Raw genomic sequence first — 21,136 nt, 5'->3', positions numbered from 1 at the left:
AATATTATGAAACTATCAGAATTTACCGATCATCTATCAGGATTAAAAAAGATAGTATTCGAACTTCCTTCGGGCGATCTGGTACCCAGGCACTTTCATATTACCGAAATAGGAAAGATCAAAAAACAATTTATAGATTGTGGAGGAACAATTAGAAATGAGGAAAAAATCTCTTTCCAGCTCTGGGAAGCCAATGATTACAACCACCGTCTTCATCCAGAAAAACTGGTTGGAATAATCGAACTCGCCAAGGATAAACTGAATCTATCCGATTCTGAAATTGAGATCGAATACCAGGGCACAAGCATAGAAAAATATGAAGTTGATTTTGATGGCGAGAATTTCCTCATGCACAATACCAAAACCGATTGTCTTGCTAAAGACAAATGTGGTGTTCCGTCACAAAAACCCAAAGTAAGATTATCCGAATTACAAAATGCATGCTGCACCCCTGATTCGGGTTGCTGCTAAAAAATATATCTATGTCCCGGTTAAATCTACTTCCAGAACTACAGGAAAAAATTGAGGAGCTAAAAGATCTTAAGGTTCCAGAAGATCGAAAGGAGGTTCTAAAGCCCCTTATTTCATTCATTCAAAAAAAAAAGGATGAAGGCCGCCCTGTTCCCCTTAATTTTATTTGTACCCATAACTCAAGAAGAAGTCAGTTGGGTCAGATCTGGGCAAAGGCAATTTCGGCTTATTTCGGGATAGACACAGAATGCTTTTCAGGGGGAACCGAGGAAACGGCTTTCCATCAGAATGCAATTGATGCCCTCAAAAGGGCCGGGTTTCAGATTGAAGAGGAAAATGGGAAAAATCCTCATTTCAAAGTACACTTCGCTAAAAGCGAAAAACCATTTATTTGCTATTCCAAGGTATATGATTCAGAGGAAAATCCATCTCACGGATTTGCGGCGGTAATGACCTGTTCTCATGCTGATGAGAACTGTCCGTTTATTCCCGGAGCAGAAACACGGATTGCCTTAGATTATAAGGATCCTAAAGCATACGACGGTACAGCACAGGTAAATGAAAAATATGACGAGCGTAGCGACCAGATCGCTTCGGAAATGATCTATGTGTTTAAAAACATAAAATAAGATGGCAAAGAAATTAAACTTTCTGGATAAGAATCTCACCTTATGGATCTTTCTAGCAATGGGAATTGGGGTTGGATTAGGCTATTTATTCCCCGGAATCCCGGAACATATAAACTCCTATAATCGAGGAACCACTAATATACCTATTGCGATAGGTCTTATTTTAATGATGTATCCTCCGCTGGCCAAGGTAAAATACAGGCTGTTGCCAAAAGTTTTTAAAAATGTAAGGATCCTCAGCATCTCGCTTATCCTTAACTGGATCATAGGACCACTACTTATGTTCTTACTGGCCATTATATTTTTACAGGACCACCCGGAGTATATGGTAGGACTTATCCTTATCGGACTGGCGAGGTGTATTGCGATGGTTCTCGTATGGAACGATCTGGCTGAAGGTAGCAGTGAATATGGCGCCGGACTGGTAGCTCTTAACAGTATTTTCCAGGTATTCGCATATAGTTTTTATGCCTGGCTCTTTATTACTAAACTCCCTCCATTATTAGGTTTTGAAGGGGCTATTGTTGACATTTCCATTGCTACCATTGCCGAAAGCGTAGCAATCTACCTGGGTATCCCATTTGCTCTAGGAATCCTAAGCCGTCTCGTACTCGTAAATCTAAAAGGTGAAAACTGGTATGAAAATAAATTTATTCCTGCGGTCTCCCCTATGACCCTTATCGCCCTTTTGTTTACCATTGTCCTGATGTTCTCATTAAAAGGGGAGCTTATAGTAGAGATCCCTATGGATGTGGTGAGAATTGCTATACCACTGCTTATTTATTTCAGCCTTATGTTCATTATTGGATTCTTTTTAAGCAAGGCCATGGGTGCCTCTTACGATAAGAACGCTTCTATCTCATTTACCGCTGCCGGCAATAATTTTGAACTGGCAATAGCAGTAGCTATCGCCGTTTTTGGATTGAATAGCGGTCAGGCTTTCGCGGGGGTAATAGGACCACTGGTAGAAGTCCCTGCCCTTATTCTCCTTGTTAAAGTTTCTTTCTGGTTAAAGAGAAAATACTATCCGGGTATTTCGGGTGTTTGATCAAAAAGCTTTTACCGGAATTACCTGGCTAACTCCACTTTTTACCTAGATTTTCAAGATCTGCTTTCATAAGATCATCAGGTGTCATTGCGATCCTGAATTCGCAGATAGCTTCAAAATTAAGGAACCAGGGCTCAGCTATTGCAGGAATGTCTCCGGCTCCTCCAACCTCAACTACCATAATGGCTCCACGACAACCCTCTATTTCTGTAAAATGAATACTTTCGGGTTTGATCTCATCTATAATTCGACCCAGGACCTTACCTGCCGAGCCATCTTTAACCATTGAGTTAAAAGGTTCTATGGGGCAGATGATTTTAACTAACATTTTCATGACCTTAATTTTAAATTTTATCAAATAAAATTAGGCCTTAAAAAAATCAATTCACATTAGTTAAAACCCTACTAAATCATGAAGATCTAGCATGTTAAACCAACTCAAGCAAAGATTTAATATCCAGTCTATGGGTAAACATCTTTAGTCCCCCATTTTCATCTTCAGGCCACTCCTCTCTTGGTTTATCCCAATACAATTCAATTCCATTTCCATCGGGATCGTCGAGATAGATAGCCTCAGAGACCCCATGATCGGCAGCTCCCTCTAAAGGATAGCCTTTTTCAAACAAACGCTTGACCACAAAAGCCAGATCCTTACGGGTGGGATATAAAATAGCAGCATGAAAAAGCCCTACTCCCGATTTTGTTGCTTTAGATCCACCTTCACTATGCCAGGTATTCAAACCAATATGATGATGGTATCCTCCTGCAGATAGAAATACTGCACTATTTCCAATTCTTTCGGTAACCTCAAAGCCAAGCAAGTCTCTGTAAAACTCAAGGGCTTTTTCAATATTCGAAACCTTAAGGTGAACATGACCAATTCTGGTTTCCTCAGGCACTTTGTAATTTCCAGACATTAGTTTTTTCTTTAAATTTATAAAACATTCATTAATCGGGGTAAACCGGTTATTCAAAGCTTAAGATCATGGAAGAAAAGAAAAAATTGGACTGGAGCACTTTCACAGTAAACATTCCGATAGATCAACCAGAGGAAGAAATAATGGATTATTGGTTAAGCCAGGAAAAGCTTGAAAAATGGTTCCTAAAACTGGCGGAATTCACTTCTTCAGAAGGAAATAAAAGAGGAGAAACAGAAAGGATACAACCAGGCGATTCATACAAATGGCAGTGGTATGGCTGGCCAGAAAGTGTGGAGGAACATGGAGAATTATTAAAACCCGAATTAGGGGAGTTTTTAAGATTTGTTTTTGGTAAGGCAGGAAATGTAGGAGTTCGTATAGTAAAAGAAAATGGCCAGACCATACTTAGGCTGGTACAGGAAAATATTCCCACAGATGAAGAATCTCGAATGAACTTTTATACTGGCTGCAAGACCGGCTGGACATTTTATATGCTCAATCTAAAATCTATAATTCAGGGTGGGCCGGACCTTAGGAATAAAAGAAGCGAACTACAAATGGATTAATAAACCCCATTATTTTTTTGCTCTTATTTTTTGAATATTATAACTTTTTAAAAACAAATATTCTTTTACAAAATCATAGCTTTAAGATCCGGAAATCATTAAACAGATCTTAAATGAAAAAGATATTTGCCTTAGTCGCAATTCTCTTAATACTATTCATTTCACTTATTTACTGGTCGATCTCCAGTACCGATAAAGAATTTGAAACCTGCACAATTGAGAGCTTTGAAGATCTGGATAAAGTAGATTTCAGAGAACATGATTCGGTCCTAGTCGCAGCAAACAGTCTTTATGAAGGTGATGCCATAAAAAAATTCATGCAGGGAGAGAATTATCGTGAAGCCTGGTCTACCCCAGTTCAGGTTCCCATTGTTTTTCTTGACACCCTTAAAGGGGGAATGAAGATCGTAAAGGAAGGAGGTGGAAAACAAACCCATTCTATAAGACTTAAAAGCGACGATGGTATTCTATATAGTTTGAGAAGTGTAACCAAAGATCCACAAAAGCTGATCCCTGAGATAGCGGAAACTCTGGGCCTTGAAAATATCATTGTAGACGGGATCTCGGCTCAACATCCTTACGGAGCACTTCTCGCGGCAGAACTGTCTGATATTGCCGGAGTTCTTCATACCCATCCAAAGCTCGTGTTTGTACCCAAACAAAAAATATTCGGCGAATTCAATGATAAATATGGCAATAGGCTATATCTTCTAGAATATGAAACCGAAGGTGAAAAGAACTGGACTTCATTAAATAACATAAAAGAGATCATAGAAACTGATGATTTACAGGAATTAAAACTGGAATATGGAGAAAAGCTGAATATAGACAGGAAGGCCCTGGTAAGGCTTAGGTTGTTCGATATCATGATTGGTGACTGGGACAGACATGCCGAACAATGGGGCTGGGCTATTCAGGAAAAAAATAATAAAATGACAGCAATTCCCATCGCCGGAGACCGGGATAACGCTTTTTTCAACCTTAGCGGGGTAATCTCGGAAATCCTGACCAATAAGAATATTGAACCCCTGGTAAGACCCTTTGAAGAGGAAGTGGATTATATGCCCGGCCTCGTTTATCCATTTGATCGTTATTTTTTGCTTAAGACTCCTGAAGAAGTTTTTGTCGAACAGGCTAAAGAGCTCCAAACAGTTATGAGCGATGAGAAGATAGACCAAGCGTTCCATGTCTGGGCTGAAGCAATCTCAAAGCTAGATAAGGAAGAAATAACATCCAAGATTAAAAACCGGAGAAAACACCTGCAGGAATACGCCAGGAACTTCTATGAGATTATTCAGAGAAAAGGAAAGCTCTCCAAACCCCTGAAAGGATCTGAAGAGCTTAAGCTTAACAATGCCTTACTTGGATGTTTTGAATGCAGCAGTAAAGATCAATCCTGATTACTCCCAGACCTATACTTTTCAAACCATGCCAGGGTGTGCGCAACCTTAGTGATGAGATTGCTTGGTCTTGCCGCAATTCCATGGGAGGCTTCCGGGATCTCTACCAATACCGTTTCAACTTTCCTTAGTTTCAATGCATGATATAGCTGCTTAGCTTCACTGGGAGGCGTTCTTAGATCATCCATTCCCACCATGACCATTGTAGGCGTTTCTACATTGCCTACCAGAGATAAAGGAGAGAATTTCCAGTAACCTTCAAAATTTTCCCACGGCTGTCCCGGATAACGGGATTCGGCATATCCAAAATAATTATCGGCTACTAGGGTCTTACTTATCCAGTTTACTACCGGTTTCGCAACAACAGCGGCCGCAAAGCGATTGGTTTTTCCAATTATCCATGCCGTCATAATTCCTCCGGCACTACCACCAGTTACAAACAGTTCATTTGTATCTATAAAGCCTTTTTCGATCACCGCATCTACCCCGTCCATCACATCATTATAATCCTCTCCAGGGTAATTGTTGTATAATAAATTTCCGAATTCCTCCCCATAGCTTGTGCTTCCTCGTGGGTTTGGATAGAACACTACATAGCCTTGTGAAGCATATAACTGGATCTCAGCCGAAAAATGAGGTCCGTAATTCAGTATAGGCCCACCATGATTTTCAACCAGTAAAGGATATGTTTTATTTTCATCGAAGTTCGGCGGATAGACTATCCAACCCTGGATATCTCTTTGATCTACTGATGATTTATACCAGATCTCCTCCACTTTTCCCAGATTTCTGTGTGCTAAAAGGTCTTCATTCAGGCCGGTAAGAATCTGAGTATTATTATCTCCTTTTTCAGTGACCGCAACGTCAGCGGGCCGGTCTGACCTGCTAAGCGTATAAGCTATCTCTCCATCCCGGGAAACACTGTAACTTCCACTTGCATAAGGTCTTCCAAGACTCGTTCCCCCTACATCTGCGGTGATATCGGTCACTTTCCCATTAAGACCCATATAGGCGATCTTGGTAACCCCCAGGTCATTGTATTTAAAATAAAGTCCTTTGCTTTTGGCATCCCAGACAGGGTCACTTATGCTGCGATCTAAACCAACAGAAATCACCTTTTTCCCACTCCCGTCAATATTCATTAACTGTAATTTATCTGTCTGATATGTCTGTACCTTATCTTCAAAACCAAGATAGGCTATATGTTTACCGTTCGGAGAAACTACAGGAGAATAATCTGGACCGTTTCTCTCAGTTAATTGATCTATGTTTCCATTCTGGACATCTACAGAATATATTTCGCTGTTCCTGAAATCGTATTCCCAGTCTTTATTTCGATTCGCAGAAAAGAATATTTTACTGCCATCTGATGACCAGGAAAGATTTCCTGAATGGTTAAAATCACCACTCGTAAGTTGTCTTGCTGTCCCACCTTCAGCAGGAATGGTGAAAATATGAGTAAAACCGGGTTTGATATAACCGCTCCCATCGGCTTCATGTTTCAGACGGTCAGTGATCCTTGGGGCCTTGGCCCATTCTGCTTTTTCGGGTTTTTCAGGCATTTTAGCAATCACAGGTGCCTTTGCATTTACCTTCATGGTAAAGGCAATTGATTTTCCATCAGGAGACCATTCTAGAGAAGAAGGGGCATTTTCTATTTGGGTGAGACGGGCCATCGCTCCAGTTTCTGTCCAGTAAAGATAGATCTCACTGCCCTCATCGGTACTGCTTACAAAAGCGATACGATCGCCAGATGGGGACCAGCGAGCATTGCTTTCATTTACTTCCCGGGTACTTAGCTTATGATGAATTTTAGGATTATCAATCCCCACAATCCAAAGGTTTCCTTTTGATCTGTCTTTCATTATATCAAAACCGGTTCGCCGGTATACCACATAATCACCATTTGGTGATATCTGTGGATCTGCGGCATATTCCAACTGAAAGACATCAAGGTATTCGAAATCCTTTTGAACCTGGGAATAACTGCTGGCTACCATAAGGAGAAGAAAAATTGTAAAAGTAGTTCGTAACATAAAAGCTGAAATTTTAATAATCAAGGCTAAATATAGCAGGTTAGAGACAATAATTTGATCATTACCTATTAATCCCGGTTAAAAATTATACAAGACCGAAGGTTTTCAAACTCAAAGTTATAAACAATTCCTTCAATTATATTTTTAATAAAACAATAGTCCAAAAAATCCATTTTTCATAAAGTTTACCTAATATTGTTAAACTAACTAAAACAAATCAATTCATATGTTAACAAAAATCACTAATTTAAAATTCCTCACTTTGCTCATGCTCATCCCCTTAACTACATGGGCACAAGAGCCGATCTCGGGAAAATTACTGAATGAAAAAGGCGAAGGGATTCCCTTTGCAACCATTCAGGAAAAAGGAACTGCTAATGGAACCACAACCGATGAAACCGGAAATTTCGAATTCGAAGTTACAGAGCTTCCGGCTACCCTGATCGCTTCGTATGTTGGTTATGAAAAGAAGGAGCAAACCGTTACTTCTTCAGATCAGGAAATTGTAATTACTCTTGTAGAATCCGGGTTTGGGCTCGATGAAGTAGTAGTTACCGGTAACCGAACCAAACCAAGAACTATCCTGGAATCTGCAAATGCCATAGATAATTTTACGGCAGAAGAGATAACAGCTAGTGGAAAACCTACAATAGAGAGAATGTTAACCTTTAAGGTTCCTTCTTTTAATGCTCAGAACCAGGCCATATCAGATGCCACCGCACATTATGATCCTGCCGATTTAAGAGGTTTAGGCCCAAGTAGAACCCTGGTACTTGTAAACGGTAAAAGAAAAAATCAGAGTGCCCAGGTATATCTGAACCGTACTCCAGGAAAAGGAGAAGTTGGAGTTGATTTAAAAAGTATCCCGACGGCTGCAATAGCGAACGTGGAAGTATTAAGAGACGGTGCCTCCGCTCAGTATGGTTCAGATGCGATCGCTGGTGTTATCAACATGGTTCTAAAAGAAGATGTACAATACTCAACTTTCAATGCCAATACCGGCATCACTTCTGAAGGAGATGGTTTTAATTTCTCTTCAGACCTTAATACGGCCTTCAATTTTGGAAACAACGGATATGCAAATCTTACCCTGGGATACTACAACCAAAAATTAACGAACAGAGCAGGCACCCCTGGAACGGATGATCTGCCTCCAGATGCACGTCCAAATGAAGTACAGTGGGCCATGGACAATCCTGATCTTGGAATGAAGGTGGGACAGCCCGATATGGAGAAAAAAGATCTTTTTGTTAACCTTGGACATCCTGTTGGAGAAAATGGCAAACTTTATTCTTTCCATGGATATACTACCAGAACAGGTCGTAGTTTTGCATATTACAGAGCTCCTTACTGGCGGAGAGGCGTGGCAGATGCAGGTTTTCTAACCAGACCCGAAGACTTTCTAGGCTATCAGCCTACCTTTGAAACTGAAATTGATGACCATATTAATGCGTTAGGTCTTGAATATGCCTTAGGAGACACCTGGGGTGCAGATATAAGTGCGACATATGGGGCAAACTCTGTTTTTTATACTGTAAATAATTCAGTGAACAGAGATTATTTGGCTGATAATGGCACTTCACCAACCACATTCCATCCTGGGGGTTATCGCCTTCAAAATGTCATAGGAAACCTTGACATTAACGGAATTCTTGCCGAAAACATTAACGTAGCAATGGGACTGGAATACAAAAAGGAATATTTCGACGCTTATGAAGGAGATAAACGATCTTACTATAAAGGAGGTTCAGATTCTTTCGCCGGTATTAAACCTGCCGAGGCCGGAAGCTGGGATAGGAATAACTTTGCGGCATATGCCCAGTTAGATTACGATATTACCGAAGCTTTACTTTTAGGTGTTGCTGGTAGATATGAAGATTTCTCGGATTTTGGAGATAACTTTTCATGGAAAGTGAACGGCCGTTTTAAAATAGGACAAAATGGAGCTATTCGTGGTTCTTACAGCACCGGTTTCAGGGCACCTACCTTACACCAGAGGCACTTAACAAACAGCCAGTACATAATTGTTGCAGGTTCAAGCGAACCATTATTACAGGGAACTTTGGCCAATAACAGCCCGGCTGTACAGGCCCTGGGTGTACCAAACCTGTTTGCCGAAACTTCTCAAAACTTTTCGGCTGGTATCACTTACAAATTCTCAAGACACTTTTATGGTTCCGTTGATTTCTATCAGATAAATGTTGATGACAGGATCCTTTTCTCTTCGCAAATTGGTGAAGATGGAGATCCTACCACAACCAATTCTGTTGAACAGATCCTTGAGGATAATAATGTCGTGGCAGTACAGTTCTTTATAAATGCAGGTGATACGAGGACAAGAGGTGCCGATATCGTTTTGAACTATGATACCTTTGAGGGTTTTAAAGCCACTTTAGGAGCGAATTTCAATGAAACTGAAATTAACGCTATCTCCACACCAGGACCTTTAGCACAGAACGGGTATAATATTTTTGCCCGTGAAGAAAGAGGTTTGATCACCAATTCAAGACCAAAATCAAAGATCATCCTAGGATTATCCCAGGAAGTTGGTAAATGGGACCTTGAGTTGAACAATACACGTTTTGGAACTGTAACTGTAACAGCTCCGGAATCTGGAGGAACAGACCAGGAACTTGATGCTAAAATTGTTACCGATTTAAGAGCAGCTTATAATTTTACTGACAGGCTGAGTATTAATGGTATGATCAACAACATTTTTGATGTGTACCCGGATATCACCCTGCCTTCAACAAATACTGCCGGTGCCGGAGGAAGATTCTTATATTCTTCTGAAGTACAGCAAATGGGTCAGTTAGGTACCAACTTCAGCATAGGACTGAATTACCAGTTTTAGATCTGAATAACTCAAGTTATTTTAAAATAGACAGCCGGACATTTCCGGCTGTCTTTATTTTTAATAAAACTCTTTGAAAATAAAACTATTAATAGTTTTTTAAAAAAATCACTCTATTAGATCAGGCTATTATTAAATTTGAGATCATATTCAAATTCTGTTCATGAAAAATAAATATCTGCTGTTAAATATATTTTTGCTATTTATTTCATCCGGATATGCGCAAAGCACGGCTTCCCCTCAGGTAAAAACCTTCGAGATCGAAGCCCCACAGCTGGACACGATCAAAAAGATCTGGATCTATCTCCCAAAATCATATGAAAATTCTGATAATAGATATCCTGTTATCTATATGCATGACGCACAGAATCTTTTTGATAAGGAAACTTCTTTTGCCGGGGAATGGAAAGTGGACGAAGCCCTTGACAGCATCTCAAATCCGGAATCCATCATTGTGGGGATCGAGCATGGTGGTGACAAAAGACTAGCCGAACTTACCCCCTTTCCAAATGAGAAATATGGAGGAGGCGAAGGAGCTGATTATGTAGACTTTATAATTTCGACCTTAAAACCTCATATAGATAAAACCTTTAGAACTATACCTGACCAAAAGAACACAGCAATATTTGGCTCCTCTCTGGGTGGACTTATTTCATTCTATGCTGCACTGAAACATCCTGAAACATTTGGCAAAGCTGGAGTCTATTCCCCTTCCTTTTGGTTTAGCGACCAGATTTATGAATTTTCTAAAGAAGCGCAAATCAATGATCAAACAAAGTTTTATTTCCTGGTTGGAGATAAAGAATCTGAAGAGATGGTTCCTGACCTTAATAAAATGATCGATATCCTAAAAATGAAAGATCTAAAGCCTGAAAAATATCAATTAAAGCTTGTCCCCGGCGGGGAACATAATGAAGCCATGTGGAGTAGGAATTTCCCCGAAACCTTTATCTGGTTAATGAAGTAAATCTTTTAAATCAATTATTAATTTTATGAACAGTAAATTATTCATTTTCACTTTTTTAATATTATTCTCCTTTTCATCAAAATCACAGGAAATTTCGGGTCTTTGGCAAGTTACAAGTGTAAATGTAGGGGAGCAACAAATGACTCCGATAGCCAAATGGTTCCATATAGGAAAGGATAACACTTATACTTCTGGAAATGGCGGAATTACTAATTCAGCAGGAACCTGGCATTATAACGCTGAGGCAGGTGAATTTCTTCCTCTCGAAACAAATGGATTGAAAAACCCTTTTGGCCCCTTCAGGATTAAATTTGAAGATGAAATGATGCGGTGGGAAAGAAACGAAGAGGGAGCTATGGTTACTGTTCTATTAAAAAGAATAACAGAAAAACCTATGGCGACATTTGATAAATTATATGGTGCCTGGAAGTTAACTTCAATTAACGACCAAGTCGTTCCGATCGGGAATAAAACTTCGATATTTATTCGTTGGGATCGTGAATATAGATTAAGTGATGTAAATGGTATTATGACTTCCGGCATCTGGCAGATTAATGCGCACAAACCCGAGTTAACTTTTATTCCGGAAGATTCTAATAAAGCATTGGAAAGATGGCATGTAGAAGTAAATGATTCCGAATTAATACTTACAGGTATTTCCGATAAAATTCATTCCCAGAAAAAGACCTTTAAAAGATCTGATGTTTTTCCTGGCTAAAATTTCAATTCACCGATGAAAAAGATTATCATTTTTATTTTACTTCTTGCTAGTTACACACCTAATTTTTCTCAGGTGCCAGTGGAATCTGATCTTTATAAAGAACTACAAAGGAAAGACAGCCTTCTTTTTAAAGAAGGTTTTGATAAATGCAGAATTTCAGAATTCGAAGATTTTATTAGCGAAGACCTCGAGTTTTATCACGACCAGGGTGGTTTAAGTACTAATAAAGAGGATTTTCTTACGGCCGTGAGAAATAATATTTGTGGAAACCCGGACAAGAAACCTATACGTAAACTTCGCAAAGGAAGCCTGAAGGTATTTCCGCTTTACCACAACGGAAAGCTTTATGGTGCCATCCAGAAAGGAACTCATGACTTTTTTATCAAAGAGCCTAACAAAGAGCTTTATATGACCAGCAAGGCAAAATTCACCCATGTATGGTTACTCGAAAATGATGAATGGATACTGAAAAGAGTATTGAGCTACGATCATCAAAATCCGGAATAGAGACATGGAAAAAGTCAATATAGCTGAGAAATTGAAGAAATTCACCGATCACTGGAACCCCAGAATAGTAGGGGAATTAAATGGTCAGCAGGTAAAACTGGCAAAACTTAAAGGTGAATTCATCTGGCATTCTCACGAAGATGAAGACGAAATGTTCTTCATCGTGAAAGGAAAATTGAAAATAGAATTCCGCGACCGGTTGGTTGAATTAAATGAGAATGAATTCTTTATCGTTCCCCGTGGAGTTGATCACAAACCCATTGCAGAAGAGGAAGTTCACGTGATGCTTTTTGAGCCTGCTTCTACCAAACACACCGGAGGAATTGAACATAGCCTTTCACGTAAAAAATTAGACCGTATTTAAATCAATTGGCTGATAGAAGATCTATATTACCTGTAATAGTATTTGCACAATTCTGCTGCACTTCCCTCTGGTTTGCGGGGAATGGGGTTATGAACGATCTTCTGCTCAGTTTTGATCTCAAAGCTCAAGCTCTGGGGCATCTTACCTCTGCAGTTCAGTTCGGATTTATTAGCGGCACGTTAAGCTTTGCTTTTCTTACTATTTCAGACAGGTTCTCCCCCTCAAAAGTATTCTTGGTATGTGCATTATTTGGTGCATTTTTTAACCTTGGAATATTACTGGAAAGCAACGATCTGATCACCTTAATTATTTTTCGTTTTCTAACCGGTTTTTCTCTGGCAGGGATCTACCCCGTAGGAATGAAGATAGCTGCAGACTATTTCGATAAAGGTCTTGGAAGATCTCTTGGTTATTTGGTTGGCGCACTCGTTATAGGCACTGCCTTTCCGCATTTATTGAAAGAGATTTCAGGAAGCATTCGGCTGGAATGGAGGTCGGTCATCATTTTCACATCCTTACTGGCAGGATTAGGAGGCTTACTCATTTTATCATTGGTACCCGATGGGCCTTATCGAACTAAAAGACACAAACCCGATCTAAGCCTGGCTTATAAGGTCTTTCGAAATAGTGATTTTCGATCAGCCGCATTTGGATATTTCGGGCATATGTGGGAATTATATGCTTTCTGGGCATTTGTCCCCGTGATCCTAACTTATTTTAAAACAATTCACGCAGAAGCAGAATTCAGTATCTCCCTAATCTCATTTCTTATAATCGGTTTGGGAGGTCTGGCATGTATGATCGGAGGTTATATTTCCGAAAGCTTCGGAACCAAAAACACAGCCGGTTCTGCCCTATTTCTATCAGGCTTATGCTGTCTTATTTCTCCCCTGGTATTCATAATGAATTCACAGATCCTGCTAATTGCCTTTCTTATTTTCTGGGGACTTGTGGTGGTTGCCGATTCCCCCCTCTTCTCTACCCTTGTAGCACAGAATACTCCACCGGAATCCAGAGGAACTGCACTCACAATAGTGAATTGTGTAGGTTTTTCTATTACCATTGTTAGCATTCAATTGCTTAATCTGCTATCAACACAACTGAACCCCGTTTTCCTGTATATCATCCTTGCTTTAGGCCCAATACTTGGGTTGATCTCATTATTTAGAAAAACATAATTAATAAAGCACTGATCTTCAGAAACAAGCAATTTTCATCAGGAAAAAATTCATGGATTATCACGAAATCTTAAGCAACCTTTTGGGTTAGAAAGCATCTCTCATTTACAGAATTAAATAATTAATTACATGAAAAATATTGTTAGCATTTTAGTTTTTTTGATCATTTTTTCCTCCTGTTCAATTGAGAATGCTTCTCCAGAATATAAGACTTCAGATGAAAATATTTCTGGAAAATGGAAGCTTGTACAAGCCTCAGGGGGGATTGCCGGAAATATCATCGAATATGGAGAAAATGACGACAGGTTTATCATAGAATTCAGGGATAATGAGTTTATTAGCACAAAGAATGGAGAAGAAATAGAAAAAAGTAAATACCACATAACACTTGGTGAATCTATTAGGAGTACCGAAGAGGTCCCTCTTATAATCTATGAAACCGGTAAAAAACAGTCTTTTGAATTTCAAGAAGGAAACCTTATCCTCTTCGATGAATGTTATGACTGTTACCAATACGAATATATTCGTATATAATCCAATTTTCTTTTAATAAAGGATTAAATTAGTATAGACCACTATATAATCCAGAAATGAAGATCGAAGCCAGTTCACCAGAAGAATATATCGATAAAATTCCTGAAGAAAGAAAAGAGTCATTTTCTAAATTAAGATCGGTGATCAAGGATAATTTGCCCACAGGTTTTGAAGAAACCATTAGCTATGGTATGATAGGTTATATAGTCCCACATTCCCTTTATCCAGAAGGATATCATTGTGATCCGAAACTGCCGTTACCTTTTATTAACCTGGCCTCCCAGAAAAACTATATTGCAGTTTACCACTCCGGCATCTATGCCAGCCCCGATCTGCAAAAATGGTTTGTGAACCAATACAAAAAGCAGATTGGCAAAAAGCCTGATATGGGTAAAAGCTGCATACGGTTCAAAAAAACAGATGAGATTCCCTTTGATCTTATTGGTGAACTGGCCTCAAAAATGACTACTCAGGAGTGGATAGACCTATATGAGACCAATACCAAAAGGTAGTTTTTGCAGATTGCTTTTAGGAAGAAATCTTTAGGTTAATTTTTCATATTTTAGAGAAAATTAAACCATCCAACTAAAATTTCTCTAATGAAAAAAACTTTACTGCCGTTACTACTTCTTTTTATCGGAATTGGATATGCTCAGGAGCAGATTCCATCAGAAAAGAAACAGCTTATCAATTCAATAGAATCCCGTAAAAGCGAACTTATTGATTTAAGTGATAAGATATGGGCACTCGCCGAAACTGCCTTCGAGGAAAACGAATCAGCTAAACTTCTGGCCGATTTTGCCGAAAAAGAAGGTTTTAAAGTGGAAAGAGGGGCTGCTGAAATTCCAACTGCTTTTGTCGCTACCTATGGTAGTGGTTCACCAGTGATTAGCGTACTTGGAGAGTTTGATGCGTTGCCGGGTATTTCTCAGAAGGCAAAACCAACCAAAGAACCTTTGAAAGAAGGTGCCGCAGGACATGGATGCGGGCATAACCTTTTTGGTGTTGGAAGCCTTGCCGCTGCTATCGCTATTAAAGATATGATAGAAAAAGGGGAGATACAGGGAACCGTTAAATTCTTTGGTACCCCCAGCGAAGAAAAATATTTTGGAAAAATATGGATGGTAGACGCAGGTTTATGGGATGATGTAGATGTGAATATAAGCTGGCATCCTGGAGCCAAAACTGAAGCAGATGTTCAAAGTTCATTGGCACTTGTCGACTTTAAAATTGAATTCTTCGGGCAGGCGGCACACGCTTCAGCCGATCCATGGAACGGTAGAAGTGCGTCAGACGCCCTGGAACTTTATACCACCGGAGTAAACTATTACCGGGAACATGTAAAACCAACAGTTAGAATGCATTATCATATACAGGACGGCGGACAGGTGGTAAATGTGGTTCCCGATTACTCCCTTTTATGGATGCGTGTTCGGGATACTAAACGGGACGGGTTGATGCCTGTTTATGAGCATGCTAAAAAAATGGCTGAAGGTGCAGCCATCATGGCGAATGTAGATTATAAGGTTTCCCTTATCTCGGGGATTTATGAAACATTGGTGAATCGCGAGGGTGGAAAGATCATGCAGAAAAACCTGGAGTTACTTGGCCCTATTGAATATACCGAAGAAGAAACAGAATTTGGAAAGAAGATCCAGGAAGCAACAGATAAGGAAATGGTAGGGATGGATGCAGAAATAAGACCTCTGGAAGAAACAAAAGAACATCCTGGAGGAGGCTCTACCGATGTGGGAGACGTAAGCTGGAATGTACCTAATATCAATCTTAGCGTGACCGTGGCACCCAAGGATACTCCATGGCATTCCTGGGCTGTAGTTGCCTGCGGTGGAATGAGTATCGGTCACAAAGGAATGTTATACGCCGGGAAAGCTATGTCTATGACCATGCTAGACCTATTTCAAAATCCGGAATTAGTTGAAAAGGTGAAAGCCGAGTATAAAGAGAGAAAAGGAGATGCCGAGTATGAATCTATCATTCCAGATGGCCCACCCCCTATCCCGAATGCGGAAAAGTAATTTCAAAAAAACATTTTTATTTACCTTAACCAAACTACCATGATAAAAAACTCAATCGCCGTAGCTTTTTTATTTATTTTTTGTTTTACCCCACAGCTTTTTCTTGCCCAGAAATTATCAAGAGCTGAACGCAAGATCGTGAAGTCGGTAGAAAATAATAATCAAGAGGCCATTCAATTCCTTGAGAAAGTTGTGAATATAAATAGCGGAACTTTAAACTTAGAAGGAGTTAAGGAGACTGGAATGGCTTTTAAGGAGGCTTTTGATAATATCGGGATGGAAACCCGGTGGATAGAAATGCCGGAGGAAATGAACCGTGCAGGCCATCTATTCGCTTCAACCGAAGGTGATAAAGGCAAAAAACTTTTATTGATCGGCCATTTGGATACTGTTTTTGAAGAAGACAGTCCATTTCAAACCTTTAAAAAGATAAATGACAGTCTTGCCCATGCACCAGGAGGCAATGATATGAAAGGTGGAAATGTGATCATTTTATATGCACTAAAAGCCCTGAAGGAAAATGACCTGCTTGAAGATTCGCAAATCATCGTTGCTTTTACCGGCGACGAAGAAAGCACTGGGAAACCTCTTTCTGTAAGTAGGAAGGATCTTATAGAAGCCGCAAAGCGAAGCGATATAGCCCTGGGATTTGAAACCTCAACAGGCTTCAATTATGCAACCATTGCCAGAAGAGGTGCTTCGGGATGGAAATTAGAGACCACTGGCAAGAGAGCTCATTCCTCGGGAGTATTTTCAGAAAATACTGGTGCCGGAGCGATCTTTGAAATGTCACGAATCCTCAATGAATTCTATATGAAGGTTAAAGGCGAAGAGTTTCTCACATTTAATCCGGGTGTATTCCTTGGCGGCACCTTCGTGGAATATGATGAAAAGAAAAGCAAGGGTACCGCTTTTGGAAAGACAAATGTGGTCTCTCAAACCGCAATGGTTGAGGGTGGACTGCGTTTTATTTCAGAAGAACAAAAAGAAAATGCACGTGCAAAAATGAGAGAAATCGTTGCAAATAATTTACCGCAAACCAGTGCGAGTATTAGTTTCACCGACAGCTACCCCGCCATGGGACCAACAGATGGGAATATGAAATTACTTCAGAAACTCAACCAGGTAAGCCTTGATCTGGGTCAGGGTAAGGTAGAAGCTTACGACCCTGCCAAAAGAGGAGCGGCCGATATATCCTTTATAGCTGAATACGTTGATGGTCTGGATGGACTGGGAACTATGGGTTCAGGAGCACATACCCCGGAAGAGACTGTAAATCTTAACACCTTTGAAGCTCTAACCAAACGAACGGCAATACTTATTTACAGATTAATTAATGAAAAATAAATTTTAATGAGAATTTTGATAATTGGGGCCAATGGAACGATTGGCCGCAAAGTTACTGAAGAACTGTCAAAAAAGAATGAGATCATAAAAGTTGGAAAAACAAGCGGTGATCTTCAGGTAGATATCGCTGATTCCTCTTCGATAAAAGAAATGTTCGAAAAATCAGGAAAAGTGGATGCCATAGTTTGTATAGCTGGGGAAGCCAAATGGGATGATTTTGAGAATCTTGCGGAAGAAGATTTTTACATAGGTATAAAAAGCAAACTGATGGGACAGGTAAACCTGGTGAGAATAGGCAGGGATTATTTGAATCAGGGTGGTTCTTTTACCCTAACCACCGGCATACTTGCCGATCATCCTGTAGATAAAACTACCAGCGCTGCGATGGTAAACGGAGGGATTCATAGTTTTGTAAAGGCCGTTTCGCTGGAGCTTGAAGATGGCATCCGTATAAATGCAGTTTCCGCCGATCTCGTTGAGGATGCAAAAGATAAATATGAGGATTATTTTCCAGGGCATACCCCGGTCCCTATGAACAAGGTAGTAGACGGGTATAAAAAATCGGTCCTCGGAAAATTGAATGGTGAGATCATAAGAGTCCTGGCTTAAGCATCTGGAACTATTAACATGCCTCATCCTGTTGTGTTAATTTTTTCTTAATAAACCAACACTGTTTCATAAAGCTTTGGATTTGGGAGCGCATAAGTATAGCTTACGCGCTTCAAAATTGAAAAGAGAAAATATGAAATTGACGAAGTTATTCAGCAGTTTGCTTTTGGTGTTCATAATGGGAAGTGCTTCAGTAATTGCACAAACTCCAACAATGCCACCGCAACAGAAAAAGATTGAAGTGAGCGATGCCGAACTTACCGAATTCGCCCAGGTATTCCAGAAAATGAGAATGGTGAACCAGGAAGCTCAGCAGAAGATGATTCAGGTTGTTCAGGAAGAGGATTTTGAATTGCAAAGATTCAACGAAATCCACCAGGCTAAAATGGATCCTGAAAAGGAAGTCGAAACTACTGAAAAAGAAGAAAAGAAGTATAAAGTGGTAGTTGCCGAACTTGAAAGCATGCAGCCAAAATTCCAGCAAAGAATAGAAGACCTTATAAAGGAAAGCGATCTTAGTATGGAAAGATATCAGCAGCTCGCTATGGCACTGAGAACCGATCCTCAATTGCAACAAAGGCTTCAGGCGATCATGCAAGGCTAGAATTAAAAGAATTAACATTAAAAAAAGCAGGTTGGTCAACCTGCTTTTTTTAATTTCAGCCGAATCATATTTTAAGTCTATTTTAAAATTTGAGACTTTTCAAGGCATCAATTTTGTTGTAATTTAGAAAACAACAGAAACACATGACAGGCACCTTAAGAAAAGCATTTTTATTAGTCTCATTTTTTTTGATGCTCCCCGCTTGTTATGCCCAGCAATCATCCATGCAACAAAAAGACAGCCTCCAATTTAATAACAAAATTGTGCCAGATGTCATTTGGCGTGAAGCATATGTGGCCCTCTCACATTATCCTGAATTAAAGGATACTCCCATAGAATTCAGGTTTAAAAAGAATATCAAAAGATCTTTTATGCAGGCCCAGCCAAAGATTGGCGGATTGTTTAAGAAAAGAAATAATAGGAGTTATCTTATTTTTATAAACGAAGAATTTCGCATAGAGGACGAAAAATTTGATATCAGTATGGTTCCTTCTGAAGTCCTTGTGGGCTGGATAGGCCATGAACTGGGCCATATTATGGATTACCGGGAAAGATCGGGAGTAAACCTCATCTGGTTTGGACTTAAATACCTCACTTCAAAAAATTACATCCGGGAAGCTGAGCGGGCCGCCGATACTTATGCCGTAAACCATGGCCTTGGCGAACAAATCATTGCAACCAAAGATTTTATCCTGAACCACACAAGGCTTTCAGATACCTACAAGGCAAGAATCGAAGACCTCTATCTCTCTCCTGATGAAATAATGGTAATGATTGATGAATTTCATGAGGAAACGAATTAATTATTGCCTGAATTCTCCTTAACGAACACCTCCCACTCCTCAAATTTTTCCTCATTCATCACTTTTTCCATTTTTACCTGGCCTCCTTTTTTCTTATTCACCGCATTCCATTCGTGGAACATATCCGGAGCTACCAAATTCACCTTCACACCTTTAAGCGCTTTTGATCTGGCCACTTTATAATTCTTATTGGCCTGCATCAGGGAATCGTCGAGAGCTTCGGCCAGCTCCTCTGCATTCCTGTCATCTTCAGTACCAAGGTACCAGAAGTGATAATATTCACCATCCTCTCCTCTTTTCGCAGCCACCACAAATTCCGGAATACTGATATCAAAACGATCTTCCAGGTCTTTTACGGCATCGTTCATCTTATTTACTGAAAGCTGGGAGCCCACCACGTTCAAAAAGAACTTCGTTCTTCCGGTTATCCTTATCTCGTATTTTTCTTTATCTGTAAACTTTATAGTATCGCCAATAATATATCTCCACGCTCCGCTAACGGTGGAAATAAGCAGAACGTATTCTTCTTTCTCATTGACTTCTGCCAAAGGTATCACTGGTGCATCGTTGGTTATTGAACCATCCTGATTTATATATTCAGGTTTAAAAGGCACAAATTCAAAATAGACTCCGTTATCCATGATCAGTTTCATCGCATGAGTTTGGGGTCGGTTCTGAATCGCCAGAAAACCTTCTGAAGCCAGATAAGTATCGATCACCTGAACGGGTTTCCCCCATAACTTCTCGAAACTCTTTTCATAAGGTTCGAATGCTACCCCCCCTGAAGCATATACCTGTAGATTAGGCCAGATCTCATGAATGTTATCAAGCTTATTATGCTCGATAACCTTTTTTAACATTAGTTCCATCCATGAAGGAATACCGCTTAAGGCACCTATATCCCAGTTACCAGCATTCTCAGCAATTTTCTGAACACGTTCATCCCATTCATCGATTTTTGATATCTCTTCGCCGGGCTTATAGTACCCTCTAAACCAGAAAGGTATATTACTGGCGCTAATCCCGCTTATCTCTCCTTCCTTATGATCCCCTTCTCTTTGAAGATCGGTGGAACTTCCAAGCATCATGATCTCCTTTTCAAAAAAATCAGGTGGCAGATCAAAATTGCTTAAAGCACTAACTTGCTTAATCCCTGCCTTTCTAATCGATTCAAGCATATCATCGGTGACCGGGATCCTTTTACTACTTTTTCCTGTGGTCCCGGAACTTAATGCAAAATATGGCGGTTTGCCCGGCCATGTAACATTCTCTTCTCCTTCATGGTATTTATGCCACCATTCTTTATCTATCCTGTTATAATCAAAATACGGGACCTGCTCGGCGAAGCTTTTCCTGATATCATCAGATTTTAGTATTTCTTCAAACTTGTAGTATTTGCCAAAAACTGTATTCTTTCCTTTTTTTAGGAGTCCTCTTAGTACTTCTTCCTGATCCTTATTTGCTTCACCTTCGGGAGTGAGACTTTCTTTTAGATCAATAAGACTTTTTATGATAGATCCGAATATCGCCATTTTTTCAGTT

General features: G+C 39.8%; 22 protein-coding genes. 18 read left to right on the top strand and 4 right to left on the bottom strand.

Features of this window, described 5'->3' with window-relative positions; genetic code table 11:
- Nucleotides 1–6: 6 nt before the first annotated feature.
- Genes NE848_RS02640 through arsB form a run of 3 tightly spaced genes read left to right on the top strand, consistent with a single transcriptional unit; the run spans nt 7 to nt 2,148 of the window.
- Nucleotides 7–471 (top strand): DUF6428 family protein, encoded by a 465-nt coding sequence (locus NE848_RS02640; RefSeq protein ID WP_252110655.1) that lies wholly within the window; start codon nt 7–9, stop codon nt 469–471.
- 11 nt (nt 472–482) lie between these two features.
- Nucleotides 483–1,100: an arsenate-mycothiol transferase ArsC gene (locus NE848_RS02635; protein WP_252110654.1), complete on the top strand. Its 618-nt coding sequence runs from the start codon at nt 483–485 to the stop codon at nt 1,098–1,100.
- A 1-nt stretch (nt 1,101) separates the two neighbouring features.
- The gene (gene arsB, locus NE848_RS02630) at nt 1,102–2,148 is read left to right on the top strand and encodes an ACR3 family arsenite efflux transporter (protein WP_252110653.1); all 1,047 of its coding nucleotides are present in this window, start codon (nt 1,102–1,104) and stop codon (nt 2,146–2,148) included.
- A 28-nt stretch (nt 2,149–2,176) separates the two neighbouring features.
- Here arsB and NE848_RS02625 read toward each other — a convergent pair whose 3' ends face one another.
- The gene (locus NE848_RS02625) at nt 2,177–2,482 is read right to left on the bottom strand and encodes a panthothenate synthetase (protein ID WP_252110652.1); all 306 of its coding nucleotides are present in this window, start codon (nt 2,480–2,482) and stop codon (nt 2,177–2,179) included.
- 94 nt (nt 2,483–2,576) lie between these two features.
- Nucleotides 2,577–3,065, bottom strand: coding sequence for a VOC family protein (locus NE848_RS02620; RefSeq protein ID WP_252110651.1), 489 nt, complete (start codon nt 3,063–3,065; stop codon nt 2,577–2,579).
- A 68-nt stretch (nt 3,066–3,133) separates the two neighbouring features.
- Between NE848_RS02620 and NE848_RS02615 the strand changes: the two genes are divergently transcribed.
- Nucleotides 3,134–3,634, top strand: coding sequence for an SRPBCC family protein (locus tag NE848_RS02615; RefSeq protein ID WP_252110650.1), 501 nt, complete (start codon nt 3,134–3,136; stop codon nt 3,632–3,634).
- A gap of 113 nt (nt 3,635–3,747) precedes the next feature.
- Nucleotides 3,748–5,034: a hypothetical protein gene (locus NE848_RS02610; protein WP_252110649.1), complete on the top strand. Its 1,287-nt coding sequence runs from the start codon at nt 3,748–3,750 to the stop codon at nt 5,032–5,034.
- Here NE848_RS02610 and NE848_RS02605 read toward each other — a convergent pair.
- Nucleotides 5,025–7,070: an alpha/beta hydrolase family protein gene (locus tag NE848_RS02605; protein WP_252110648.1), complete on the bottom strand. Its 2,046-nt coding sequence runs from the start codon at nt 7,068–7,070 to the stop codon at nt 5,025–5,027. The two genes, NE848_RS02610 and NE848_RS02605, sit on opposite strands and share 10 nt — an antisense overlap.
- A 226-nt stretch (nt 7,071–7,296) precedes the next feature.
- Here NE848_RS02605 and NE848_RS02600 point away from each other — a divergent pair, with 226 nt between their 5' ends.
- From NE848_RS02600 to NE848_RS02540, 13 genes are all read left to right on the top strand, one after another.
- Nucleotides 7,297–9,924, top strand: a complete 2,628-nt coding sequence (locus NE848_RS02600; protein WP_252110647.1) for a TonB-dependent receptor — start codon at nt 7,297–7,299, stop codon at nt 9,922–9,924.
- Nucleotides 9,925–10,087: 163 nt separating this feature from the next.
- Entirely contained in the window at nt 10,088–10,891 is an 804-nt protein-coding gene (locus NE848_RS02595; protein ID WP_252110646.1) for an alpha/beta hydrolase, read from the top strand.
- A gap of 25 nt (nt 10,892–10,916) precedes the next feature.
- Nucleotides 10,917–11,609 (top strand): hypothetical protein, encoded by a 693-nt coding sequence (locus NE848_RS02590; RefSeq protein WP_252110645.1) that lies wholly within the window; start codon nt 10,917–10,919, stop codon nt 11,607–11,609.
- 15 nt (nt 11,610–11,624) lie between these two features.
- On the top strand, nt 11,625–12,119 hold the full coding sequence (locus tag NE848_RS02585) for a nuclear transport factor 2 family protein (protein ID WP_252110644.1): 495 nt from the start codon (nt 11,625–11,627) through the stop codon (nt 12,117–12,119).
- Nucleotides 12,120–12,123: 4 nt separating this feature from the next.
- Entirely contained in the window at nt 12,124–12,483 is a 360-nt protein-coding gene (locus NE848_RS02580) for a cupin domain-containing protein (protein ID WP_252110643.1), read from the top strand.
- Nucleotides 12,484–12,488: 5 nt separating this feature from the next.
- Nucleotides 12,489–13,661 (top strand): MFS transporter, encoded by a 1,173-nt coding sequence (locus NE848_RS02575; RefSeq protein ID WP_252110642.1) that lies wholly within the window; start codon nt 12,489–12,491, stop codon nt 13,659–13,661.
- A 129-nt stretch (nt 13,662–13,790) separates the two neighbouring features.
- Entirely contained in the window at nt 13,791–14,195 is a 405-nt protein-coding gene (locus NE848_RS02570) for a hypothetical protein (protein ID WP_252110641.1), read from the top strand.
- Nucleotides 14,196–14,251: 56 nt separating this feature from the next.
- Nucleotides 14,252–14,707, top strand: a complete 456-nt coding sequence (locus NE848_RS02565; RefSeq protein ID WP_252110640.1) for a DUF1801 domain-containing protein — start codon at nt 14,252–14,254, stop codon at nt 14,705–14,707.
- 87 nt (nt 14,708–14,794) lie between these two features.
- Nucleotides 14,795–16,231, top strand: a complete 1,437-nt coding sequence (locus NE848_RS02560; protein WP_252110639.1) for an amidohydrolase — start codon at nt 14,795–14,797, stop codon at nt 16,229–16,231.
- Between the two features lie 39 nt (nt 16,232–16,270).
- On the top strand, nt 16,271–17,578 hold the full coding sequence (locus tag NE848_RS02555; RefSeq protein ID WP_252110638.1) for a M20/M25/M40 family metallo-hydrolase: 1,308 nt from the start codon (nt 16,271–16,273) through the stop codon (nt 17,576–17,578).
- 6 nt (nt 17,579–17,584) lie between these two features.
- Nucleotides 17,585–18,187, top strand: coding sequence for a short chain dehydrogenase (locus tag NE848_RS02550; protein WP_252110637.1), 603 nt, complete (start codon nt 17,585–17,587; stop codon nt 18,185–18,187).
- Between the two features lie 133 nt (nt 18,188–18,320).
- Entirely contained in the window at nt 18,321–18,791 is a 471-nt protein-coding gene (locus tag NE848_RS02545) for a DUF4168 domain-containing protein (RefSeq protein ID WP_252110636.1), read from the top strand.
- A 191-nt stretch (nt 18,792–18,982) separates the two neighbouring features.
- Nucleotides 18,983–19,594, top strand: a complete 612-nt coding sequence (locus NE848_RS02540; RefSeq protein WP_423747994.1) for a hypothetical protein — start codon at nt 18,983–18,985, stop codon at nt 19,592–19,594.
- Here NE848_RS02540 and NE848_RS02535 read toward each other — a convergent pair.
- Nucleotides 19,591–21,126, bottom strand: a complete 1,536-nt coding sequence (locus tag NE848_RS02535) for a GH3 family acyl-acid amido synthetase (RefSeq protein ID WP_252110635.1) — start codon at nt 21,124–21,126, stop codon at nt 19,591–19,593. The genes NE848_RS02540 and NE848_RS02535 overlap by 4 nt on opposite strands.
- Between the last annotated feature and the right edge of the window lie 10 nt (nt 21,127–21,136).

The sequence above is a fragment of the Gramella jeungdoensis genome (genome assembly GCF_023805255.1).
GTDB lineage: Bacteria > Bacteroidota > Bacteroidia > Flavobacteriales > Flavobacteriaceae > Christiangramia > Christiangramia jeungdoensis.
The sequence above is the reverse complement of the archived record's forward strand: the minus strand, read 5'-3'. Positions and strand labels throughout refer to the sequence as shown.